The organism is Antarctobacter aquimaris, from assembly GCF_900184945.1.
Classification (GTDB): domain Bacteria; phylum Pseudomonadota; class Alphaproteobacteria; order Rhodobacterales; family Rhodobacteraceae; genus Maliponia; species Maliponia aquimaris.
On sequence record NZ_FXYF01000003.1, the window covers coordinates 151,225 to 167,750 of the forward strand.

Below are 16,526 nucleotides of genomic sequence, written 5' to 3' on the forward strand. Positions count from 1 at the left end.
CCCTTGGGCCAATTCACCCCCGGAGGTATTTCCACCAAGAAGAAGCAGGGGTGCCCCATGGCCGACACCCGGGTCAAGATCTGCGGTCTGACGCGGCCAGAGGACGTGGCGGCTGTTGCCGCCGCGGGCGCACGGTATGCCGGTTTCGTTTTCTTCCCCAAGAGCCCACGCAACCTGTCTGTCGCGGCCGCGCGCGACCTTGCGCTGCTGGCCCCGGTGGGGCTGGCCAAGGTTGCGCTGGTGGTGAACCCCACGGACGACCTGCTGGACGAGATCACCCGCGCCGTGCCGCTGGACATGATCCAGCTGCACGGGTCCGAAAGCCCGGAGCGTGTGGCGGAGGTGCGCGCACGCTGGGGATTGCCGGTGATGAAGGCGGTGGGCGTCGCCGGCGCCGAGGACCTGGACAGGCTGACGGTCTACCAGCAGGTGGCCGACCAGATCCTGGTCGATGCCAAGCCGCCGAAGGGCGCGGACCTGCCCGGCGGCAACGGCCTGGCCTTTGACTGGCGGCTGATCGCCGGGCGGCGCTGGTCGCGGCCCTGGATGCTGGCGGGCGGGTTGACGCCCGACAACGTGGCCCGCGCGGTGGCGATGACCGGGGCGGCGCAGGTGGACGTGTCATCGGGTGTCGAATCCGCGCCGGGGGTCAAGGACGCGGCGATGATCGCGCGGTTCGTCGCGGCGGCTATGGAGGCCGAAGCGCCGCCGCGCCTTTGAGGCAGCGCGGCGCAGGCCGCGCCGGTCAGAGCCAGCGGTTGCGGCCCGTGCCCACCGCCTCGGCCACGGAGCCGAAGCCGTCCGCCGCCAGCAGGCTATCGAGGCCCCGCGCGATGTCGGACACCAGGCTGAGGCCGCCGTAGACCAGCGCGGTGTAGAGTTGCACCGCGCTCGCGCCGGCGCGGATCTTCTCATAGGCCTGTTCCGCAGACCCGACGCCGCCGACGCCGATCAGCGGCAGTGTGCCTTCGGTCAGCTGCGACAGACGCGCCAGCACGCGGGTCGCGCGGTCGAACAGCGGCTGGCCGGAGAGGCCGCCCGGCTCCTGCGCGTGCCGCGACTGGAGGCCGGCGCGCGACAGTGTGGTGTTGGTGGCGATGATCCCCGCCACGCCCGAGGCCAGCGCCACTTCGGCCACTTCGGCGAGTTCGGCGTCGTCGAGATCGGGCGCGATCTTGAGAAACACCGGGATCGGCCGCGCCAGCCCGTCGCGCGCCGCCATGACGCCGGCCAGCAGCGCCGAAAGCGCCGCCTTGCCCTGGAGGTCGCGCAGTTTCTCGGTGTTGGGCGAGCTGACGTTGACCGTCGCGAAATCCACGTCGCCGCCGCAATGCGCCAGCACCCGGGCGAAATCCCCGGCGCGGTCGGCGCTGTCCTTGTTCGCGCCCAGGTTCAGCCCCAGCACCAGGTCACGCGGCCGGGTGCGCAGGCGGGCGCCGATGGCCTCCATGCCGTCGTTGTTGAAGCCGAAGCGGTTGATCGCGGCGCGATCCTCGGCCAGCCGGAACAGGCGCGGGCGCGGGTTGCCCGGCTGCGGGCGGGGGGTGGCGGCACCCACCTCGACAAAGCCGAAGCCCGCGCGCGACAGCCCGTGCAGGGCCGTGGCGTTCTTGTCGAACCCGGCGGCCAGGCCGACCGGGTTCGGCAGCGGCAGGCCCGCCAGCGTGCAGTGCAGCCGGTCCGAGGTCACGAGGCCGGGCGCCGCCGCCACCCCGGCCTGCAACGCCTTCAGCGCGAGGCCGTGCGCGGTCTCGGGGTCCATGCGGTGCATCACGGCAAGGCCAAGCCGTTCGAGCGGGGTCATGCCATCGCGTCCGGAAAGATGTGTCCCTTGGGGCCAAGCGGCAGCGGCGCATGCCACAGCACGTCGGCCAGCCGCAGGGGGCCGTAGAGATGGGGGAACAGCGCGCCGCCGCGCGAGGGTTCCCACTTCAGCGCATCGCCCAGCGCTTCGGACTCGAGCGCAAGCAGCACCAGCCCCTCGGCCCCTGCGAAATGTTTCGCGGCGGTCTCGGCGGCCTGGGCGGCGGTCGAGAAATGCACGTAGCCATCGGCCACGTCGATGGGCGCACCGGCGGTTTCGCCCTGTGCCCGGAGCGCAGCCCATTCGTCAGCGCGGAGGATCTTGTATATCACCATGGCCGTGTGATGCCGCGCGGGGGGACGGCGGTCAAGCGGACAACGCGCGCTGTGCCTGCCGGGGCATCATCGTTCCGTCATGCGCCGCGGGCTATCGCTACGACAGGCTTTGACTCGGGCCGCGGTCCGGGGCAGGCTTTGGCCATTCAACGATAAACCTGACAGAGAGGTTTCCCATGACGCGTTCCCTGATGACCGGCGCCGCTGCGCTGGCGCTTGTGGCGGGCAGTGCAGCTGCCGACTACTCGCTGACCATCCTGCATACCAACGATTTCCACGCCCGGTTCGAGCCGATTTCGAAATACGACTCGGGTTGCTCGGCCGAGGACAACACCGCGGGCGAATGCTTTGGCGGCTCGGCCCGGCTGATCACCGCGATCAACGCGGCCAAGGCGCGGACCAACAACCACATCCTGGTGGACGGCGGCGACCAGTTCCAGGGCACGCTGTTCTACACCTACTACAAGGGCAAGCTGGCTGCCGAGATGATGAACCTCATGGGCTACGACGGGATGACCGTGGGCAACCACGAGTTCGACGACGGCCCCGAGGTGCTGCGCGGCTTCATGGACGCGGTCGAGTTCCCGGTGCTGATGTCGAACGCCGACGTCTCGGGCGAGCCGCTGCTGGCCGGCGTGTTGCAGAAATCCACCGTGATCGAGCGCGGCGGTGAAAAGCTGGGCCTGATCGGTCTCACGCCGCAGGACACCGACGAACTGGCCAGCCCCGGCGACAACATCGTCTTCACCGATCCGTCGGAGGCGGTGCAGGCCGAGGTCGACAAGCTGACCGAAATGGGCGTGAACAAGATCATCGTGCTGTCGCACTCGGGCTACGGCGTCGACCAGCGGGTGGCCGAGAACACCACCGGCGTGGACGTGATCGTGGGCGGCCATTCCAACACCCTGCTGGGCGACATGGACGGCGCGGCGGGCCCCTATCCGACCGTGGTCAACGGCGTGCAGATCGTGCAGGCCTATGCCTACGGCAAGTTCCTGGGCGAACTGAACGTGACCTTCAACGACGCGGGCGAGGTGATCTCGGCCACGGGGGCGCCGATCATCCTGGACGCCGCCGTGACCGAGGACGACGCGGTCAAGTCGCGCATCGCCGAGGCGGCCATCCCGCTGGAGGAGATCCGCAACAAGGTGGTCGCCGAGACCGCCGAGGCCATCGACGGATCGCGCGACACCTGCCGCACGATGGAGTGCCAGATGGGCAACCTGGTGGCCGACGCGATGCTGGACCGGGTGAAGTCGCAGGGCGTCGAGATCGCCATCGCCAATGGCGGCGGTCTGCGGTCGTCCATCGACGCCGGCCCGGTGACCATGGGCGAGGTGCTGACCGTGCTGCCGTTCCAGAACACGCTGTCGACCTTCCAGGTCACCGGCGCGGTCGTGGTCGAGGCGCTTGAGAACGGCGTGAGCCAGGTCGAGGAAGGCGCGGGCCGCTTCCCGCAGGTGGCGGGTCTGACCTTCACCGTCGACCTGACGCAGGCGCCGGGCAGCCGGGTGTCCGACGTGATGCTGGGCGGCGCGCCGATCGAGGCCGACAAGGTCTATGGCGTGGTGTCCAACAACTACGTGCGCAACGGCGGCGACGGCTACGCGATGTTCAAGGACGCGATGAACGCCTATGACTTCGGCCCCGACCTGGCCGACGTGACGGCGGAATTCCTGGCCAAGGACGGCGCCTACACGCCCTACACCGACGGTCGGATCACCGTGAAGAAGTAAGCGCTTTCAGCCAATCAGGGGAAAGGCCGCTCCTTCGGGGCGGCCTTTTTCACGTCAGTCAAGTATCTCGACCGAGACGCGGGTGGCACCGCCATAGGCCGGGTGGATCGTCACCCGCACCTTGTCCCGTTGCCAGATCACGATGCCTGTGCCCGGGACCTCGGACCGGGTAAAACCCGCGTCTTGCAGAAGATGTGGCGCGGTTTCCGCGATGCGGAGAATGTCCTGCCCTTGCCGGCGGACGGAAGCGCCGCCGGCAAGGATGCGGGCAGCTTTCCTGATCCAGATCCACGCGCCGCCGGGCGCCGGGATCTGGCTGCTTTTCGTCGCGGTGCTCATTTCGGCCTCTCCAACGCGATAAAACCTGCGTCATAAGTGCAAGCATGGGCCGCGTTCCGCTTGCCCGCAAACCAGGGTTTCGCCACAATGGATTAGCTTTTCTGATCCAAAGGCCGGACTCAAGTTGCCACGACTTCCCCCGCTCAATGCCTTGCGCGCTTTCGAGGCGGCGGCCCGCCACGATGGGTTCGTCGGCGCTTCGGAAGAACTGCATGTCACGCGCGGGGCGGTCAGCCGTCACATCAAGCTTCTGGAAGAGCATCTTGGCGTGCCCTTGTTTCGCCGGCATGCGCGGGGCGTCACCCTGACCGAAGCCGGGCTTCAGCTGCTGCCGGTGCTGACGGAAAGCTTTGGCCGCATCGCATCCGTGAGCCGGCGGATCGCCTCCGACGCGTCGGAACTGCGCATCATCTGCCCGCCGGCGACGTCAATCCGCTGGCTGATCCCCCGCCTTGACCGCTTTCGCGAACGACATCCCGACATACGCCTGCGTCTGACGACCGATTTCCACGGCGACCTTGGGTTTGACGGCCTCGATCACGATCTCGGCTTTTCGATCGAGCATTGGCCGGGTCGTGGCCGGGAGATCGCGATGCAGCTGTTGTTCGACGTGCGCATGACGCCGGCCTGTGCCCCGGTCTACCTGGCCCGGCACCGGCTGGATCGGCCCGAGGACCTGGCCGGCGCGGCATTGTTGCATGAAACGCAGGATCACGCGGACTGGCGGGCCTGGCTGGCCTGCTTTCCTGTGGCCGGAGTCGATGCGGGATCGGGTGACGATTTTCCCAATCTGGATATCGCAACCCGCGCCGCGGTGATGGGCACGGGGGTGGTGATGGCAGACCTCGTGCTGTGCCAGGACGAGTTCGCAGCCGGGACACTGGTGGCGCCGTTTCCGGACATGGTCGCAGGCGCGCCCGTCGGCGGCGTTTGCCTGCTGGGCCGGCGTGACCGCTGGGAGGTGCCAAAGGTGCGCAAGTTCCGCGAATGGGCGGTGGAAGAAGCGACGCGGCAGCCGCTGCCTGGCGCTACTCCGCCGCCATCCCGTCGGTGAACTGCAACCGGGCAAGGCGGGCATACAGGCCGCCTTCGGACACCAGGTCGTCATGCGTGCCGGTGGCGACGATGCGGCCCTGGTCCATGACGATGATGCGGTCGGCTTTCTTCACGGTCGCGAGGCGGTGCGCGACGATGATCGTGGTGCGGCCCTCGGCCAGCTTGTCCACCGCACGCTGCACGGCGCGTTCGCTTTCGGCGTCCAGCGCGCTGGTCGCCTCGTCCAGCAGCAGCACCGGGGCATCGCGCAGGATCGCGCGGGCGATGGCGACGCGCTGTTTCTGCCCGCCGGACAGCATCACGCCGCGTTCGCCCAGCCAGGTGTCGTAGCCGTCCGGCAGGGCGCTGAGAAAGTCATGCGCGGCGGCGGCGCTGGCGGCGGCCTCGACCTCGGCATCGCTGGCGCCGGGGCGGCCAAAGCGGATGTTGTCGCGCGCCGAGGCGGCAAAGATCACCGGGTCTTGCGGCACCAGCGCCAGGTGGCGGCGGAAATCGTGCCGCGCCATGGCGTCCAGCGCCACGCCGTCCAGCAGGACGCGGCCCTGCGCCGGGTCGTAGAACCGCTGGATCAGCTGGATGATCGTCGTCTTGCCCGCGCCCGAGGGGCCGACAAGGGCCACCGTCTCGCCGGGGGCGATGGTCAGGTCGACGCCGTCCAGCGCGGCGACGCCGGGGCGCGACGGGTAGCGGAAGGTGACACCGTCAAAGCGGATCTCGCCGCGGACCGGGGCGGGGGCGGGCAGGGGATGGGCGGGATCGCGCACGCTGTCCTCGGCGTGCAGCAATTCGACCAGCCGCTCGGTCGCGCCGGCGGCGCGCTGCAACTCGCCGAACACCTCGGACAGGGCGCCCACCGCGCCGGCCACCATGACCGAATAGATCACGAACTGGATCAGCGAGCCCGCGCTCATGCCGCCCGCCCGCACGTCCCAGGCGCCGATCCAGAGCACGCCGACGATGCCGGTGAACACCAGGAAGATGACGATCATGGTCATCACGGCGCGGGTGGTGACGCGGCGGCGCGCGGCGTCATAGCTTTTCTCGGTCACGTCGGCGAAGGCGCGGCGCGAGGGGTCCTCGTGGGTGTAGGCCTGCACGGTCTGCACGCTGGTCAGCGCCTCCGAGGCATTGCCGGATGAGGCGGCGATCCAGTCCTGGTTCTCGCGGCTGAGCTTGCGCAGGCGGCGGCCCAGCACCAGAATCGGAACCACGACGGCGGGCACCAGAAGCAGCACCAACCCCGTCAGCTTGGCCGAGGTGAACAGCATCAGGACGATCCCGCCGAGAAACAGCAGGATGTTGCGCAGCGCGATCGAGATCGACGACCCGATCACCGACAGGATCAGCGTGGTGTCGGTGGTGATGCGGCTCAGGACCTCGCCGGTCATGATCTTTTCGTAAAAGGCGGGCGAGAGGCCGATCACCTTGTCAAAGACCGCCTTGCGGATGTCGGCCACCACGCGTTCGCCCAGCCTTGTGACCAGCGCATAGCGCAGCGCGGTGCCCACGGCCAGCAGCCCGGCGATGCCCAGCGCGGCGGCGAAATACTGATCCAGCAGGGCGCCGTCCTCGACGTTGAAGTTGTCGACCACGCGGCGCACGGCCAGCGGCAGCATCAGCGAGATGCAGGCGGTGGCGATCAGCGCGCCGATGGCGGCCAGCATCAGACCCCGGTACGGCACCATGAAGGGCCAGAGCGCCCCGAGCGAGCCCAGCTTGCGCGATTTCTCGCGCTCCTGCTCGCCAGTGCCCGGCGTGGTGTTGGCGGCCATGGGGTCTCCTTCCTTGTCGCGCAGGGTGTTTTGCCACGCCAGACGCGAGGGTCAAGCGCCGTCTTGACGCGGGTCCGGGGCGGCGGGGGAAGGGACTGGAGCGGGCGACGGGAATCGAACCCGTATCTCTTGCTTGGAAGGCAAGGGTCTTACCATTACACAACGCCCGCTCAGCAGGTGGGATGGGTACTTCAAGACAGTCTGGGGGTCAAGCGCGATGTCGGCGGTCGCGCCCCCGTCTGCGCGGGTCGTGGCGGCGGTCACGCGCACGCGGCAGGGATGGCCGTGAGGTTTCGTTCCGCGTCCTGCCGGGCGCGCTCCAGCTCCTCAAGTGTCGTGATCTAGCAGGTCTGGTCCGAACCCGAGACCGGTCGGACATCAAGTCCGGTCTCGCGCGCGACAGCGACCTGGTCGGTGTCGGAGCTGTCGTGCCTGCCGTGCGTCTCCAGGATGCGGTCGTACCGGAAGTTCTGGGGTGTCTGTGCGTGCCAGAGACGTCTCGTTGCAGCGGATGCCGCGCGGAGATTTCCTCGGAGGTCAAGGCCGGCCGGATGGCTGACCGGCACGATCCAATGCGCCGCGCCGACCCGCAGAAAGGCCTCGATCCCCAGGCAGATGGACGTGCTCGGCCCGAGGGGGAGAAACTGCTTGGGGATTTCTGATCCCAACCGCTGGGCCGGTCATGGGTGCCGAGCCGCTTCCGCGCGCACACCGGTTCTCAGGACGCATCGCCCGGCAGGACATCGCGCGTGTAGAACCGCCCCGCAAGTTCGCGCACCCGTCCGGTGCGGAACAGTTCGGGAACGGACCATTCCGGTTCGTCGCCGGCGAAGAGGTCGAGAAAGGCGATCGCGAGCGAGGGGTCCTCATGCACGTTTTCCCGAAAGCTCCACCACGTCCGGGTTTCGTTCAGTGCGTCGCTCGGATGCTGTTCGGAGTGGAAATCCGTCTGCAACACGAGGCCCCGCACGTTCAGGCAGAAGGCGACATACAGGTAGCCCTCGGGCCAGAAATAGGCCGGGTTGGACTCGTCCGCGCCGGCAGGACGTTCGGTGCAGACGGCAGGTTTGTGCCGGATCAGCGTGCGCAGCATAAGCCCGGCGGCAAAACCGACATAGGCCGGCTTGTCATCCTCGCACGTGGGTTTCTGCGCCTCGAAGGCCTTGAGCCATTCGGCAAAGACCTGGGCCAGCGCGCCCCGGTCGATGGCGAACGCGTTTCCGGTCTGCGTTTCGGTGTTCCCGACCTGCCTTTCGAAGGCGTCCACGAACCAGCGCAGCCGCTGGGCCGATTTGCGGAGCGGCTGGTCGGTCGGGTGTGTCTCCGGCAAGGTCATCGCGTGTCCCTCACAGATGCGCCGAGGTTTCCGCAAGGAAACGCGCAAGGCTTTCGCGCCCGGACATGGCGGTCGCCGCGTCGTCGCGCAAGGCCCGGACCAGGGCAAGCGACAGGTCCAGCAGCTTTTCCTCCTCGGCGAGGGTCTCGGACCGGCTGGACAGCAGCCAGATCGCAACGGCCATCACGGCCAGATCGACATCGTCCGCGTCACCCGTCGAAAGGCCGCGCGTCAGCCCCGGCATCCGGCCTATGGCCGAGGATTGCCGCAGCGCGATCAGCACCTCGGCGGCGAAATCGGCGCCGCCGGCCAGCGAGACGGCGCGGGTCCGCGCCAGTCGCTCGGCCACCAGCGTCTCGCTGATCAGGCGCCCGTGGGTCTCGCGCGCTTCGCCCAAGTGTTCCCAGGCGTAGGCTATAACGGTGGCACAGGCTTCGAGCGCGGGTCTGCCGGTGTCCGACCCGGCCATGAACCGTGCGGCCATGTCGATCTGCCGGATGTCCAAGGGCGCATGGATCAACCGCTTGCCTGCCGCTTCGAGCGAATCGAGGGCGGTCCGGAACCGCGAGCGGAGCGGCTCCGGCAAGAGCTTGGCCGCGGGCTCCAGCATTTCCTCGGTGGCGTCGGCCAGCGTGGCGACACCACGCAGGGCATCGCGCAGCGGCATGGCGAGATCGGGCAGAAAGCCCGGGGTCGGCGGCTTTGCAATCATCATCCTGACCTCCCTGCCAGAAGCGTATCACGTGAGTGGCCCCCGGTGCCACAGGGGGGCACTTTGGGGTCAGGCATGGATTGCCCCGTCGCCGCAGGCAAGCGCGGCCTCGCGCACGGCCTCGGAAAAGGTCGGATGGGCGTGGCACGTGCGGGCGATGTCCTCGGCGGCGGCTCCGAATTGCATGCCGACGCAGATCTCGTGGATCAGGTCTCCGGCGCCCGGTCCGATCATGTGGCAGCCCAGCACGCGGCCGGTCTGGGCATCCGCCAGCAGCTTGACGAACCCTTCTCCGGCAAAGACCGCCTTGGCCCGCCCATTGCCCATGAAGGAAAACCGTCCGACCCGGTAGGTGCGGCCTTCGTCCTTGAGCTGGTCCTCGGTCTTGCCGACCGCTGCGACTTCGGGGTGGGTGTAGATCACGCCGGGGATCACGTCGTAGTTCACGTGCCCCCGCCGGCCGGCGATCGTTTCGGCCACGGCGATGCCCTCGTCCTCGGCCTTGTGCGCCAACATCGGACCGGCGATGACGTCGCCGATGGCGTAGAGGCCGGGCAGAGAGGTCCGCCATTGGCCGTCGGTCCTGATCTGGCCGCGTGCCGTCATCTCGATCCCGAGCGCGTCGAGCCCGAGTCCTTCGGTATGCGGGGTGCGCCCGGTGGCGACAAGGACTGTGTCGGCCTCAGCCTCGTGGGCGCTGCCGTCCTTGCGCAGCGTGTAGCGCACCCTTGCGCCGGCCTGCGTGAGCTCTGCGCCCTGCACGGCCGCTCCCAGGACAAAGCCGATCCCCTGTTTGTGCAGCAGCTTCCGAAAGCTGCCCTGGATGTCGCTGTCCATGCCGGGGGTGATCGCGTCGAGGTATTCGATCACCTGCACCTCGGCACCGAGGCGGGCGTAGACGGATCCCATTTCGAGCCCGATCACGCCGGCGCCGATGACGATCAACCGCCTGGGGATCCGCGCCAGCTCGAGCGCGCCGGTGGAACTGACGATCACCTTTTCGTCGATGGTCACGCCAGGCAGCGTCGCCGGAGCAGAGCCGGTGGCGATCACCACGGATCTCGCAGTGTGCGGCTTGCCCGCCACGTCGACTGTCCGCGCGTCGCGCAGCCGGCCGTGTCCCTTGATCCAGGTCACCCCGTTCTTCTTGAAAAGGAACTCGATGCCCTTGGTGTTCTGGCCGATCACCTCGGTCTTGTAGCTCTGCATCCGGGGCCAGTCGACCTCGGGCGCCGCGCCGCTCAGACCCATCCTGGCAAAGGTGTGCCGTGCTTCGTGCAGCAGGTGGGACGCGTGCAGCAAGGCTTTTGAGGGGATGCACCCCACGTTCAGGCAGGTGCCGCCGAGGCTGTCGCGCGCCTCGACAACGGCGGTCTCCAGGCCGAGCTGCGCGCAGCGGATGGCACAGACATACCCTCCGGGACCGGCACCGATGATGATGACGTCGTAATCTGCCATTGGCATGTTCTTTCGAGTTCGGCGTCCGTGGGACGCGCTCAGCGGGTGGCTGTGTCGGCGGGTTTGGCCTCCGCCTCGTCCATCAGCGCCCGGCCCGTCACTTCGTCGGTGATCAGGACGGTGGGCGCGATGGCGGCCATGGTGGCCTTGATGATGCCGATCTTCTCGGCCCCGCCCGACATCAGCACCTTTTTCGGAACCCGCTTCAGCCGGTCGAGCGACATCGAGATCGAGCGCGTGTTGACCGAGTGATCGACGAGTTTTCCATCCGCATCGAGGAAGTGGTAGAGCAGGTCGCCCACCGCGCCCTTTTCGATCAGCGCTTCGCGCGCAGCCTCGTTGATGTGCCCGGAGCGGTAGGAGGTGGTCAGCGTGGTGATGCCGCCGCAGGACAGCAGGGCGACATCGCAGCTTTCGGCCAGCAGCAGGATCTGGTCGAGACCGCAATTCTCGAGCAGGGCGTGCCGGGTCTGGGCCGAGTCCACCACGGCCGGCGCCGAGATCAGGTAGCCTTCTGCCTCGAACAGTTCGGCGAACTGCCAGGCGAATTCCGCCGGGTTGAAGCGCCGCGCCTGTGCGATGCCGCCGAGCAGCGAGACCACGCGCACGCCGGTCAGCGCGCGCTCTTCGATGTAGGGCAACATGCTATGCAGCGTCCTGCCCCAGCCCACGCCGACCGTCATGTCGTTCTGCATCAGGTCGGACACGAAGGCCCCGGCGGCGGCCGAGATCACCCGGGTCGGATCGTCCTCGGGGTCCTCGAGCGGGGCGACAATCGCCTGCGCGAGTCCATATCGTTCCTGCAGCCGCTGCTGAAGCTCGACAAGGTCGGAAAGTTCGGACTTGATCCGGATCACGACCTCGCCGCGCTTCTTGGCCTCGGACAGAAGGCGGGTCACCATGATCCGGTTCACGCCCAGCTTTTTCGCCACATCCGACTGGGTCATCCCCTCGATGTAGTAAAGCCAGGCGGCCCTGATCCGAAGCTGGTTTTGCGTCTTGGTAATGGACTTGCCTCCGGATGGGTCCTCGCGGTCGGAACTGTCTCTAGGCATAGCGGAAACCCCTGGTTGGTGACAATGAACATCTGATCAGACGTAGGATGTCATGATCTTTCCGACCGCCTCGGCGCACTCGATCTGCGGCATGTGCCCGGTGCCTTCGAACAGGTGCAGGCCGATCCGGCCCGGAGCACGCAGCGCGTGCTTCCAGGGAATGATGCGGTCCTGCCGGCCCCAGATGATCCGTGTCGGCGTTTCGATCCGGTCCAGCGCGGCGCGCAAGTCAAAGGCCTGCACCCCATCGGGAAACAGCACCCCGGCCAGGGCGGACTGCGCGGCGCGCAGGTTCGGGTCTGCCCGGCCCGCCATGGCGAGGCGCACGTAGCTGTCGGTGATCAGGTCCTCGTTGGCGACCAGCGCCCGGAGCCAGGGCGCAAGGCTTTCGGTGCGGTTCGCCCGGCAGATGCCGGACACTGCATCGCCGTCGATATCCGGCCCCAGCCCCGCGGGCGCGATCAGCGTCAGCGACGACAGCGACCTGGGCCGGGTGTCGGCCAGCGCCAGGCTGACCGCGCCGCCAAGGCTGTGGCCGACCAGGTGAGCAGCCTCGATCCCGAGACCGTCAAAGGCGCGGCGCACCTCCTTGACCAGGTCGGCAAAGCTGTCGATGCGCAGCTTCGGCGACTTGCCGTGGCCGGGCAGGTCGATGCGGATCAGCGGGCTGTTCTTCAGGTGGGATTCGAGCGGCGCCCAGGACGTGGCATCGCTGGCAAAGCCGTGGATCAGCACGACCGGTGTGCCCGTGCCGCCCCTGGAGCGGGTCACCGCGAGGCTGCCGGTCTCCGGGATGAAGCTGGCGGGTGCGGCGAGCGGCGCGGCCGGGACGCTGCGGGCGGCGACGGCGTCGCGGATGTCCTCGGCCTGCACGCGGCCTCTCGGGCCGCTGCCGGGAACCTCGGCGATGTCCAGTCCGGCCCCGGCCGCCAGTGAGCGGGCAAGCGGGGTCGCGCGGGTCTTGCCGCCGCCGGCATCGGTCTGCGCCGCCGGGGCGGGGCGCTCGGCAGCGCAGGGCCGGGCCTCTTCGTCGCCGCCCGCGCCGGCATCGGAGTCGGGCGCCGCCGGCGCGGCGCTGCTGCCGCCGACCGTGGCGAAGGGCAGGGGTTGCGCGGCCACCTCTTCGCCTTCGGCATAGAGCCACGCGCAGGGCGTGCCGATCGGGATCTCGGTGCCTTCGGGCGCGGTGTGGTGGAGGATGCCGTCAGCCGGCGCCTCGACCTCCATCGCCGCCTTGTCGGTCTCGATGTCGAACAACGGTTCGCCCTTGGCCACGGCCTCGCCCACGGCGACGTGCCAGGACATGATCTTGCCCGAGGCCATGTCCATGTCGACCTTGGGCATGATGACTTCGGTGGGCATCACACACGTCCTTTCGCAATGTTGCGCGCCGCCTCCAGGATGTCCGGCACCTGCGGCACCACGGCTTTCTCCAGCTCGGGGTTGTAGGGGATCGGGCATTCCGCCCCGCCCAGCCGCACGATCGGCGCGTCGAGGAAGTCGAACGCATCGCTTTCAGCCACCATGGCCGAGACCTCGGCGCCCACGCCCAGTGTCTTGACCGCTTCGTAGACGCAGATCAGCCGGCCGGTCTTGCGCACCGAGGAAAGCACGGTCTCTCGATCCAGAGGGCGCACGGTGCGCAGGTCGATCACCTCGGCGTCGATGCCCTCGGCGGCCAGCTTTACGGCCGCGTCCAGCGCCTTGTGTACCATGATGGCGGTGGCGACGATGGTCAGGTCCTTGCCCTCGCGCACGATGGCGGCCGTGCCGATCGGCGTGGTGTAGTAGCCTTCGGGCACCGGACCCTTCATCTTGTAGAGGATCTTGTGCTCGTAGATCATCACCGGGTCGGGATCCTCGAGCGCGGCCAGAAGCAGGCCCTTGGCATCCGCCGGGGTCGAGGGCTGCACGACCTTCAGGCCCGGCACATGGGCGGTCCAGGCCTCAAGGCTCTGACTGTGCTGGGCCGCGGCCCCGGTGCCGGAGCCGGAGGGGAACCGCATCACCAGCGGCACCGACACCGCGCCGCCCAGCATGTAGCGGATCTTGGCCGCCTGGTTGACGATCTGCTCCATGCCCAGGGTGGCAAAGTCCGAGAACTGGAACTCGAAGATCGGGCGCAGGCCGGTCAGCGCCGCACCCACCGCGACCCCGGCGCCGCCCAGCTCGGAGATCGGCGTGTCCATCACGCGGTCGGTGCCGTATTTCTCGACCAGGTCGCCGGTGACGCCGAAGGCGCCGCCATAGACGCCGATGTCCTCGCCCATCAGGATGACGCGCTCGTCGGCGGCCATGGCGATGTCCATCGCTTCGCGGATGGCTTCGGCATAGGACAGTTCGCGGAGATCGGTCTTGCTGTGCGCGTTCATGCTGCGGCCCCTTCGGTGTAGACGTCGCGGGTGACCTCTTCGATCTTCGGGTCAGCCCCCTCGCTGGCGAACCTGATGGCGTCCGCGATGATCCTGTCGGCTTCGGCCTCGATCTCGGCGATCTCCGCCGCGGTGGCGATCTTGTGATCCATCAACATCTTGGCCATCGCCGCGATCGGATCGCGCGACTGCCATTCGGCGATCTCCTCCTTCGTCCGGTAGCGGTTGCGGTCGGACTTGGAGTGTCCGCGCCAGCGGTAGGTGACATTCTCGACCAGGCTCGGCCCATCGCCGTTGCGGGCGCGCGCGACCGCGGCATCGACCGCCTCGGTCACGGCCGAAAAGTCGTTGCCGTCCACCGTCACGCCCGGCATCGCGTAGGCGGCGGCGCGCTCGGCGATGTTCTTCACCGCGGTCGAGCGCGCGGTCGAGGTCGACATGCCGTACTTGTTGTTCTCGCAGACGAAGACCACGGGCAGGTTCCAGACCTTGGCCATGTTCAGCGCCTCGTGGAAGGCGCCTTCGTTGTTGGCGCCGTCGCCGAAGAAGCACACCGTCACGGCGCCGGTCTTGAGGCGCTTGGCCGAAAGGGCGGCGCCGACCGCGATGGGCAGGCCGCCGCCGACGATGCCGTTTGCCCCGAGATTTCCCTTGGACGGGTCGGCGATGTGCATCGAGCCGCCGCGCCCCTTGCAGTAGCCGGTTTCCTTGCCGAAGAACTCGGCGAACATCTTCGACAGCTCGGCGCCCTTGGCGACGCAATGGCCGTGGCCGCGGTGGGTCGAGGTGATCTTGTCCGCGTCGGTCAGCGACATGCAGGACCCGACGGCCGAGGCCTCCTGGCCGATGCTGAGGTGCATCGTGCCGTGGATCAGGCCGCGCATGTAGCTGTCCTCTGCACCCTCTTCGAACTTGCGGATGAGGTACATCTTGCTGAGCGCTTCCTTCAGCGCATCTGCGGAATACTTGCCGATGGCGTAGGGCTTGTTCGTGGTGCCGGTCTTAGACATTGAGCAGATCCTTGCCGTAGAGCATGACGTCCTGGCGGCGGCGCAGCTCGACCAGTCTGGTGTTGGGCAGCTTCGTGTTCGCCGCGGTGATCAGTTCGCCCTTCTTGATGGGCGCGATGACGGTTGCGCCGGTCAGCATGCCGGCCGGCAGCGCGACGGCGGCCTGAGCGCGGGACACTTCCATGGCCCAGGCGCGGTAGGTGTATTCGCCGATCTGGTCGAGCTTGTCGCCCGGCTTGAGGTCCTTCTTTGCCAGCGCGCAGACCTCGACCACCGGTTTCGGCAGCGGGATCATGTCGGCCTTGCCGTAGAGCACGGCGCGCGCGCAGGTCAGCGGCACCTCGAGAGAGGTCAGGTGATAGGGGCGGATGAACTCATAGTAGGGGCCGTCGCCCATCTTGAGGTCCTTCATCCGCTCATGGATGCGCGGATGTTCGGCCTCGACGATGCAGAACACGCCCGGACTGACGCCCTTGCCGATCGAGTAGTCGACCTTGCCGATGCCCGACAGGATGCCGCCGTCCTTCTTCGGGATCAGCACCTTGGCCAGTTCCTTCGGGCCGGCGGCGGGGCCGTGCATCCCGTCCACATCGGGAATGAGGCCGGTGGCGTTGCCGATGGCGGCCATTTCCACGGCGGTCTTCGACCCGTCGACGAACTCCACCAGGAGGCGTGGGTTCATGTGCCGCGAGATTGCCTCTGCCTCGTAGGCGTCGGGGGTCGCGTCGACGTTCATCGGGTTGTTCTTGCCCTTGCCGGCGCAGACCACCTTGTGACCCATGGCGGTGACGAATTCGATCAGCTCCATGCAGGACGACGGTTCGTCCCCGGCGCCCAGCGAATAGATCACGCCGAGCCGCTCGGCCTCGTTGCGCAGGTAGGCGCCGATGGTGACGTCGGCCTCGACGTTCATCATCGTCAGGTGCTTGCCGCGCTCCATGGCTCGCAGGCCGATCTCGGCGCCGACCGCGGGGATGCCGGTGGCGTCGATCACCACGTCGATCAGACCCGATTCGAGGATCAGGTCGGCTTTGTCGGTGATCGCGGTCTTGCCGCTCTCGATGATGGCGTTCAGCTGGTCCGTCGACTTGGCGTCCTGGCTGTGTCCGTCCTCCTGGCGGGCGATCGACACCGCCTTGTGCGCGTTGGGAACGTTCAGCTCGGAAATGGCGGCGATGTCGACGCCGTCCATCATGGCGGCCCGGGTGACGATGTCGGTGCCCATCTCTCCCGAGCCGATCAGGCCGATTCGGACCGGCCTGCCGGTAGCCGCGCGGGCGGCAAGGTCCTTTGCCAGACCTGTCAGTGCGATGTTGGAGGCCATTGGTCCATTCCTTTGAGGCATTTTCTTGGGCCAACTATTCTGAACTTTTGTACAAAGGTCAACAAAAATGTTCCAGCATGGCGCAAATCGTCTTGACGAAACGGGTCAATGTGAACAATAAAACTTATGAACACATAGTTGTTCAATCAGCCTTGAGCCGTGTAGGCGATGCTTCGAGGAGGGCGGAAAGGCTGGTTCATCTTGCATCCAGGGAGGA

The 16,526-nt window shown here is 67.7% G+C and carries 16 protein-coding genes and 1 tRNA gene; 3 read left to right on the forward strand and 14 right to left on the reverse strand.

Annotation, left to right across the window (positions count from 1 at the left end; all coding sequences use genetic code 11):
* Window positions 1-57 precede the first annotated feature (57 nt).
* Window positions 58-720 carry a phosphoribosylanthranilate isomerase gene (locus MAA8898_RS06360; RefSeq protein ID WP_094020159.1) on the forward strand — a complete coding sequence of 221 codons (663 nt, stop codon included), beginning with the start codon at window positions 58-60 and terminating at the stop codon, window positions 718-720.
* A 25-nt stretch (window positions 721-745) separates the two neighbouring features.
* Here MAA8898_RS06360 and MAA8898_RS06365 read toward each other — a convergent pair whose 3' ends face one another.
* Together MAA8898_RS06365 and MAA8898_RS06370 are read right to left on the reverse strand one after the other, a co-directional pair.
* Entirely contained in the window at window positions 746-1,804 is a 1,059-nt protein-coding gene (locus MAA8898_RS06365) for a quinone-dependent dihydroorotate dehydrogenase (protein ID WP_094020160.1), read from the reverse strand.
* Window positions 1,801-2,139 (reverse strand): DUF952 domain-containing protein, encoded by a 339-nt coding sequence (locus tag MAA8898_RS06370; protein WP_094020161.1) that lies wholly within the window; start codon window positions 2,137-2,139, stop codon window positions 1,801-1,803. Before MAA8898_RS06370 ends, MAA8898_RS06365 begins: the two co-directional genes overlap by 4 nt.
* Window positions 2,140-2,315: 176 nt before the next feature.
* On the opposite strand from MAA8898_RS06370, the gene MAA8898_RS06375 reads away from it, so the two are divergent.
* Window positions 2,316-3,875: a bifunctional metallophosphatase/5'-nucleotidase gene (locus MAA8898_RS06375; protein WP_094020162.1), complete on the forward strand. Its 1,560-nt coding sequence runs from the start codon at window positions 2,316-2,318 to the stop codon at window positions 3,873-3,875.
* A 54-nt stretch (window positions 3,876-3,929) separates the two neighbouring features.
* Here the strand turns inward: MAA8898_RS06375 and MAA8898_RS06380 are convergent, their stop codons facing one another.
* Window positions 3,930-4,214, reverse strand: a complete 285-nt coding sequence (locus tag MAA8898_RS06380; protein WP_094020163.1) for a hypothetical protein — start codon at window positions 4,212-4,214, stop codon at window positions 3,930-3,932.
* A gap of 124 nt (window positions 4,215-4,338) precedes the next feature.
* On the opposite strand from MAA8898_RS06380, the gene MAA8898_RS06385 reads away from it, so the two are divergent.
* A complete protein-coding gene (locus MAA8898_RS06385) occupies window positions 4,339-5,268 on the forward strand; it encodes a LysR substrate-binding domain-containing protein (RefSeq protein WP_094020164.1) in 930 nt (309 codons plus the stop codon).
* Here MAA8898_RS06385 and MAA8898_RS06390 read toward each other — a convergent pair.
* The 11 genes from MAA8898_RS06390 to MAA8898_RS06440 form a co-directional block, all read right to left on the reverse strand.
* The gene (locus MAA8898_RS06390; protein WP_094020165.1) at window positions 5,243-7,042 is read right to left on the reverse strand and encodes an ABC transporter transmembrane domain-containing protein; all 1,800 of its coding nucleotides are present in this window, start codon (window positions 7,040-7,042) and stop codon (window positions 5,243-5,245) included. The two genes, MAA8898_RS06385 and MAA8898_RS06390, sit on opposite strands and share 26 nt — an antisense overlap.
* A 96-nt stretch (window positions 7,043-7,138) precedes the next feature.
* Window positions 7,139-7,212, reverse strand: a tRNA-Gly gene (locus MAA8898_RS06395).
* A 171-nt stretch (window positions 7,213-7,383) separates the two neighbouring features.
* Window positions 7,384-7,608, reverse strand: coding sequence for a 2-C-methyl-D-erythritol 4-phosphate cytidylyltransferase (locus MAA8898_RS27265; protein ID WP_370738616.1), 225 nt, complete (start codon window positions 7,606-7,608; stop codon window positions 7,384-7,386).
* A 152-nt stretch (window positions 7,609-7,760) separates the two neighbouring features.
* Window positions 7,761-8,378 carry a hypothetical protein gene (locus MAA8898_RS06405; RefSeq protein ID WP_094020167.1) on the reverse strand — a complete coding sequence of 206 codons (618 nt, stop codon included), beginning with the start codon at window positions 8,376-8,378 and terminating at the stop codon, window positions 7,761-7,763.
* 10 nt (window positions 8,379-8,388) lie between these two features.
* A complete protein-coding gene (locus MAA8898_RS06410; protein ID WP_094020168.1) occupies window positions 8,389-9,093 on the reverse strand; it encodes a hypothetical protein in 705 nt (234 codons plus the stop codon).
* Between the two features lie 66 nt (window positions 9,094-9,159).
* Entirely contained in the window at window positions 9,160-10,548 is a 1,389-nt protein-coding gene (gene lpdA, locus MAA8898_RS06415; protein ID WP_094020169.1) for a dihydrolipoyl dehydrogenase, read from the reverse strand.
* 38 nt (window positions 10,549-10,586) lie between these two features.
* Window positions 10,587-11,495, reverse strand: coding sequence for a sugar-binding transcriptional regulator (locus MAA8898_RS06420; protein WP_245853257.1), 909 nt, complete (start codon window positions 11,493-11,495; stop codon window positions 10,587-10,589).
* Between the two features lie 144 nt (window positions 11,496-11,639).
* A complete protein-coding gene (locus tag MAA8898_RS06425) occupies window positions 11,640-12,965 on the reverse strand; it encodes an acetoin dehydrogenase dihydrolipoyllysine-residue acetyltransferase subunit (protein ID WP_094020171.1) in 1,326 nt (441 codons plus the stop codon).
* A complete protein-coding gene (locus MAA8898_RS06430) occupies window positions 12,965-13,975 on the reverse strand; it encodes an alpha-ketoacid dehydrogenase subunit beta (RefSeq protein ID WP_094020172.1) in 1,011 nt (336 codons plus the stop codon). Before MAA8898_RS06430 ends, MAA8898_RS06425 begins: the two co-directional genes overlap by 1 nt.
* On the reverse strand, window positions 13,972-14,985 hold the full coding sequence (locus MAA8898_RS06435; RefSeq protein WP_094020173.1) for a thiamine pyrophosphate-dependent dehydrogenase E1 component subunit alpha: 1,014 nt from the start codon (window positions 14,983-14,985) through the stop codon (window positions 13,972-13,974). Before MAA8898_RS06435 ends, MAA8898_RS06430 begins: the two co-directional genes overlap by 4 nt.
* The gene (locus MAA8898_RS06440) at window positions 14,978-16,309 is read right to left on the reverse strand and encodes an NAD(P)H-dependent oxidoreductase (RefSeq protein WP_094020174.1); all 1,332 of its coding nucleotides are present in this window, start codon (window positions 16,307-16,309) and stop codon (window positions 14,978-14,980) included. Before MAA8898_RS06440 ends, MAA8898_RS06435 begins: the two co-directional genes overlap by 8 nt.
* Window positions 16,310-16,526: the final 217 nt, after the last annotated feature.

Excerpts from the sequence above, each read along its gene's own strand:
- MAA8898_RS06360 (WP_094020159.1), top strand. The coding sequence starts at position 58 with ATGGCCGACACCCGGGTCAAGATCTGCGGTCTGACGCGGCCAGAGGAC.
- MAA8898_RS06365 (WP_094020160.1), bottom strand. The coding sequence starts at position 1,804 with ATGACCCCGCTCGAACGGCTTGGCCTTGCCGTGATGCACCGCATGGAC.
- MAA8898_RS06370 (WP_094020161.1), bottom strand. The coding sequence starts at position 2,139 with ATGGTGATATACAAGATCCTCCGCGCTGACGAATGGGCTGCGCTCCGG.
- MAA8898_RS06375 (WP_094020162.1), top strand. The coding sequence starts at position 2,316 with ATGACGCGTTCCCTGATGACCGGCGCCGCTGCGCTGGCGCTTGTGGCG.
- MAA8898_RS06380 (WP_094020163.1), bottom strand. The coding sequence starts at position 4,214 with ATGAGCACCGCGACGAAAAGCAGCCAGATCCCGGCGCCCGGCGGCGCG.
- MAA8898_RS06390 (WP_094020165.1), bottom strand. The coding sequence starts at position 7,042 with ATGGCCGCCAACACCACGCCGGGCACTGGCGAGCAGGAGCGCGAGAAA.
- MAA8898_RS06405 (WP_094020167.1), bottom strand. The coding sequence starts at position 8,378 with ATGACCTTGCCGGAGACACACCCGACCGACCAGCCGCTCCGCAAATCG.
- MAA8898_RS06410 (WP_094020168.1), bottom strand. The coding sequence starts at position 9,093 with ATGATGATTGCAAAGCCGCCGACCCCGGGCTTTCTGCCCGATCTCGCC.
- lpdA (WP_094020169.1), bottom strand. The coding sequence starts at position 10,548 with ATGGCAGATTACGACGTCATCATCATCGGTGCCGGTCCCGGAGGGTAT.
- MAA8898_RS06420 (WP_245853257.1), bottom strand. The coding sequence starts at position 11,495 with ATGACCCAGTCGGATGTGGCGAAAAAGCTGGGCGTGAACCGGATCATG.
- MAA8898_RS06425 (WP_094020171.1), bottom strand. The coding sequence starts at position 12,965 with ATGCCCACCGAAGTCATCATGCCCAAGGTCGACATGGACATGGCCTCG.
- MAA8898_RS06430 (WP_094020172.1), bottom strand. The coding sequence starts at position 13,975 with ATGAACGCGCACAGCAAGACCGATCTCCGCGAACTGTCCTATGCCGAA.
- MAA8898_RS06435 (WP_094020173.1), bottom strand. The coding sequence starts at position 14,985 with ATGTCTAAGACCGGCACCACGAACAAGCCCTACGCCATCGGCAAGTAT.
- MAA8898_RS06440 (WP_094020174.1), bottom strand. The coding sequence starts at position 16,309 with ATGGCCTCCAACATCGCACTGACAGGTCTGGCAAAGGACCTTGCCGCC.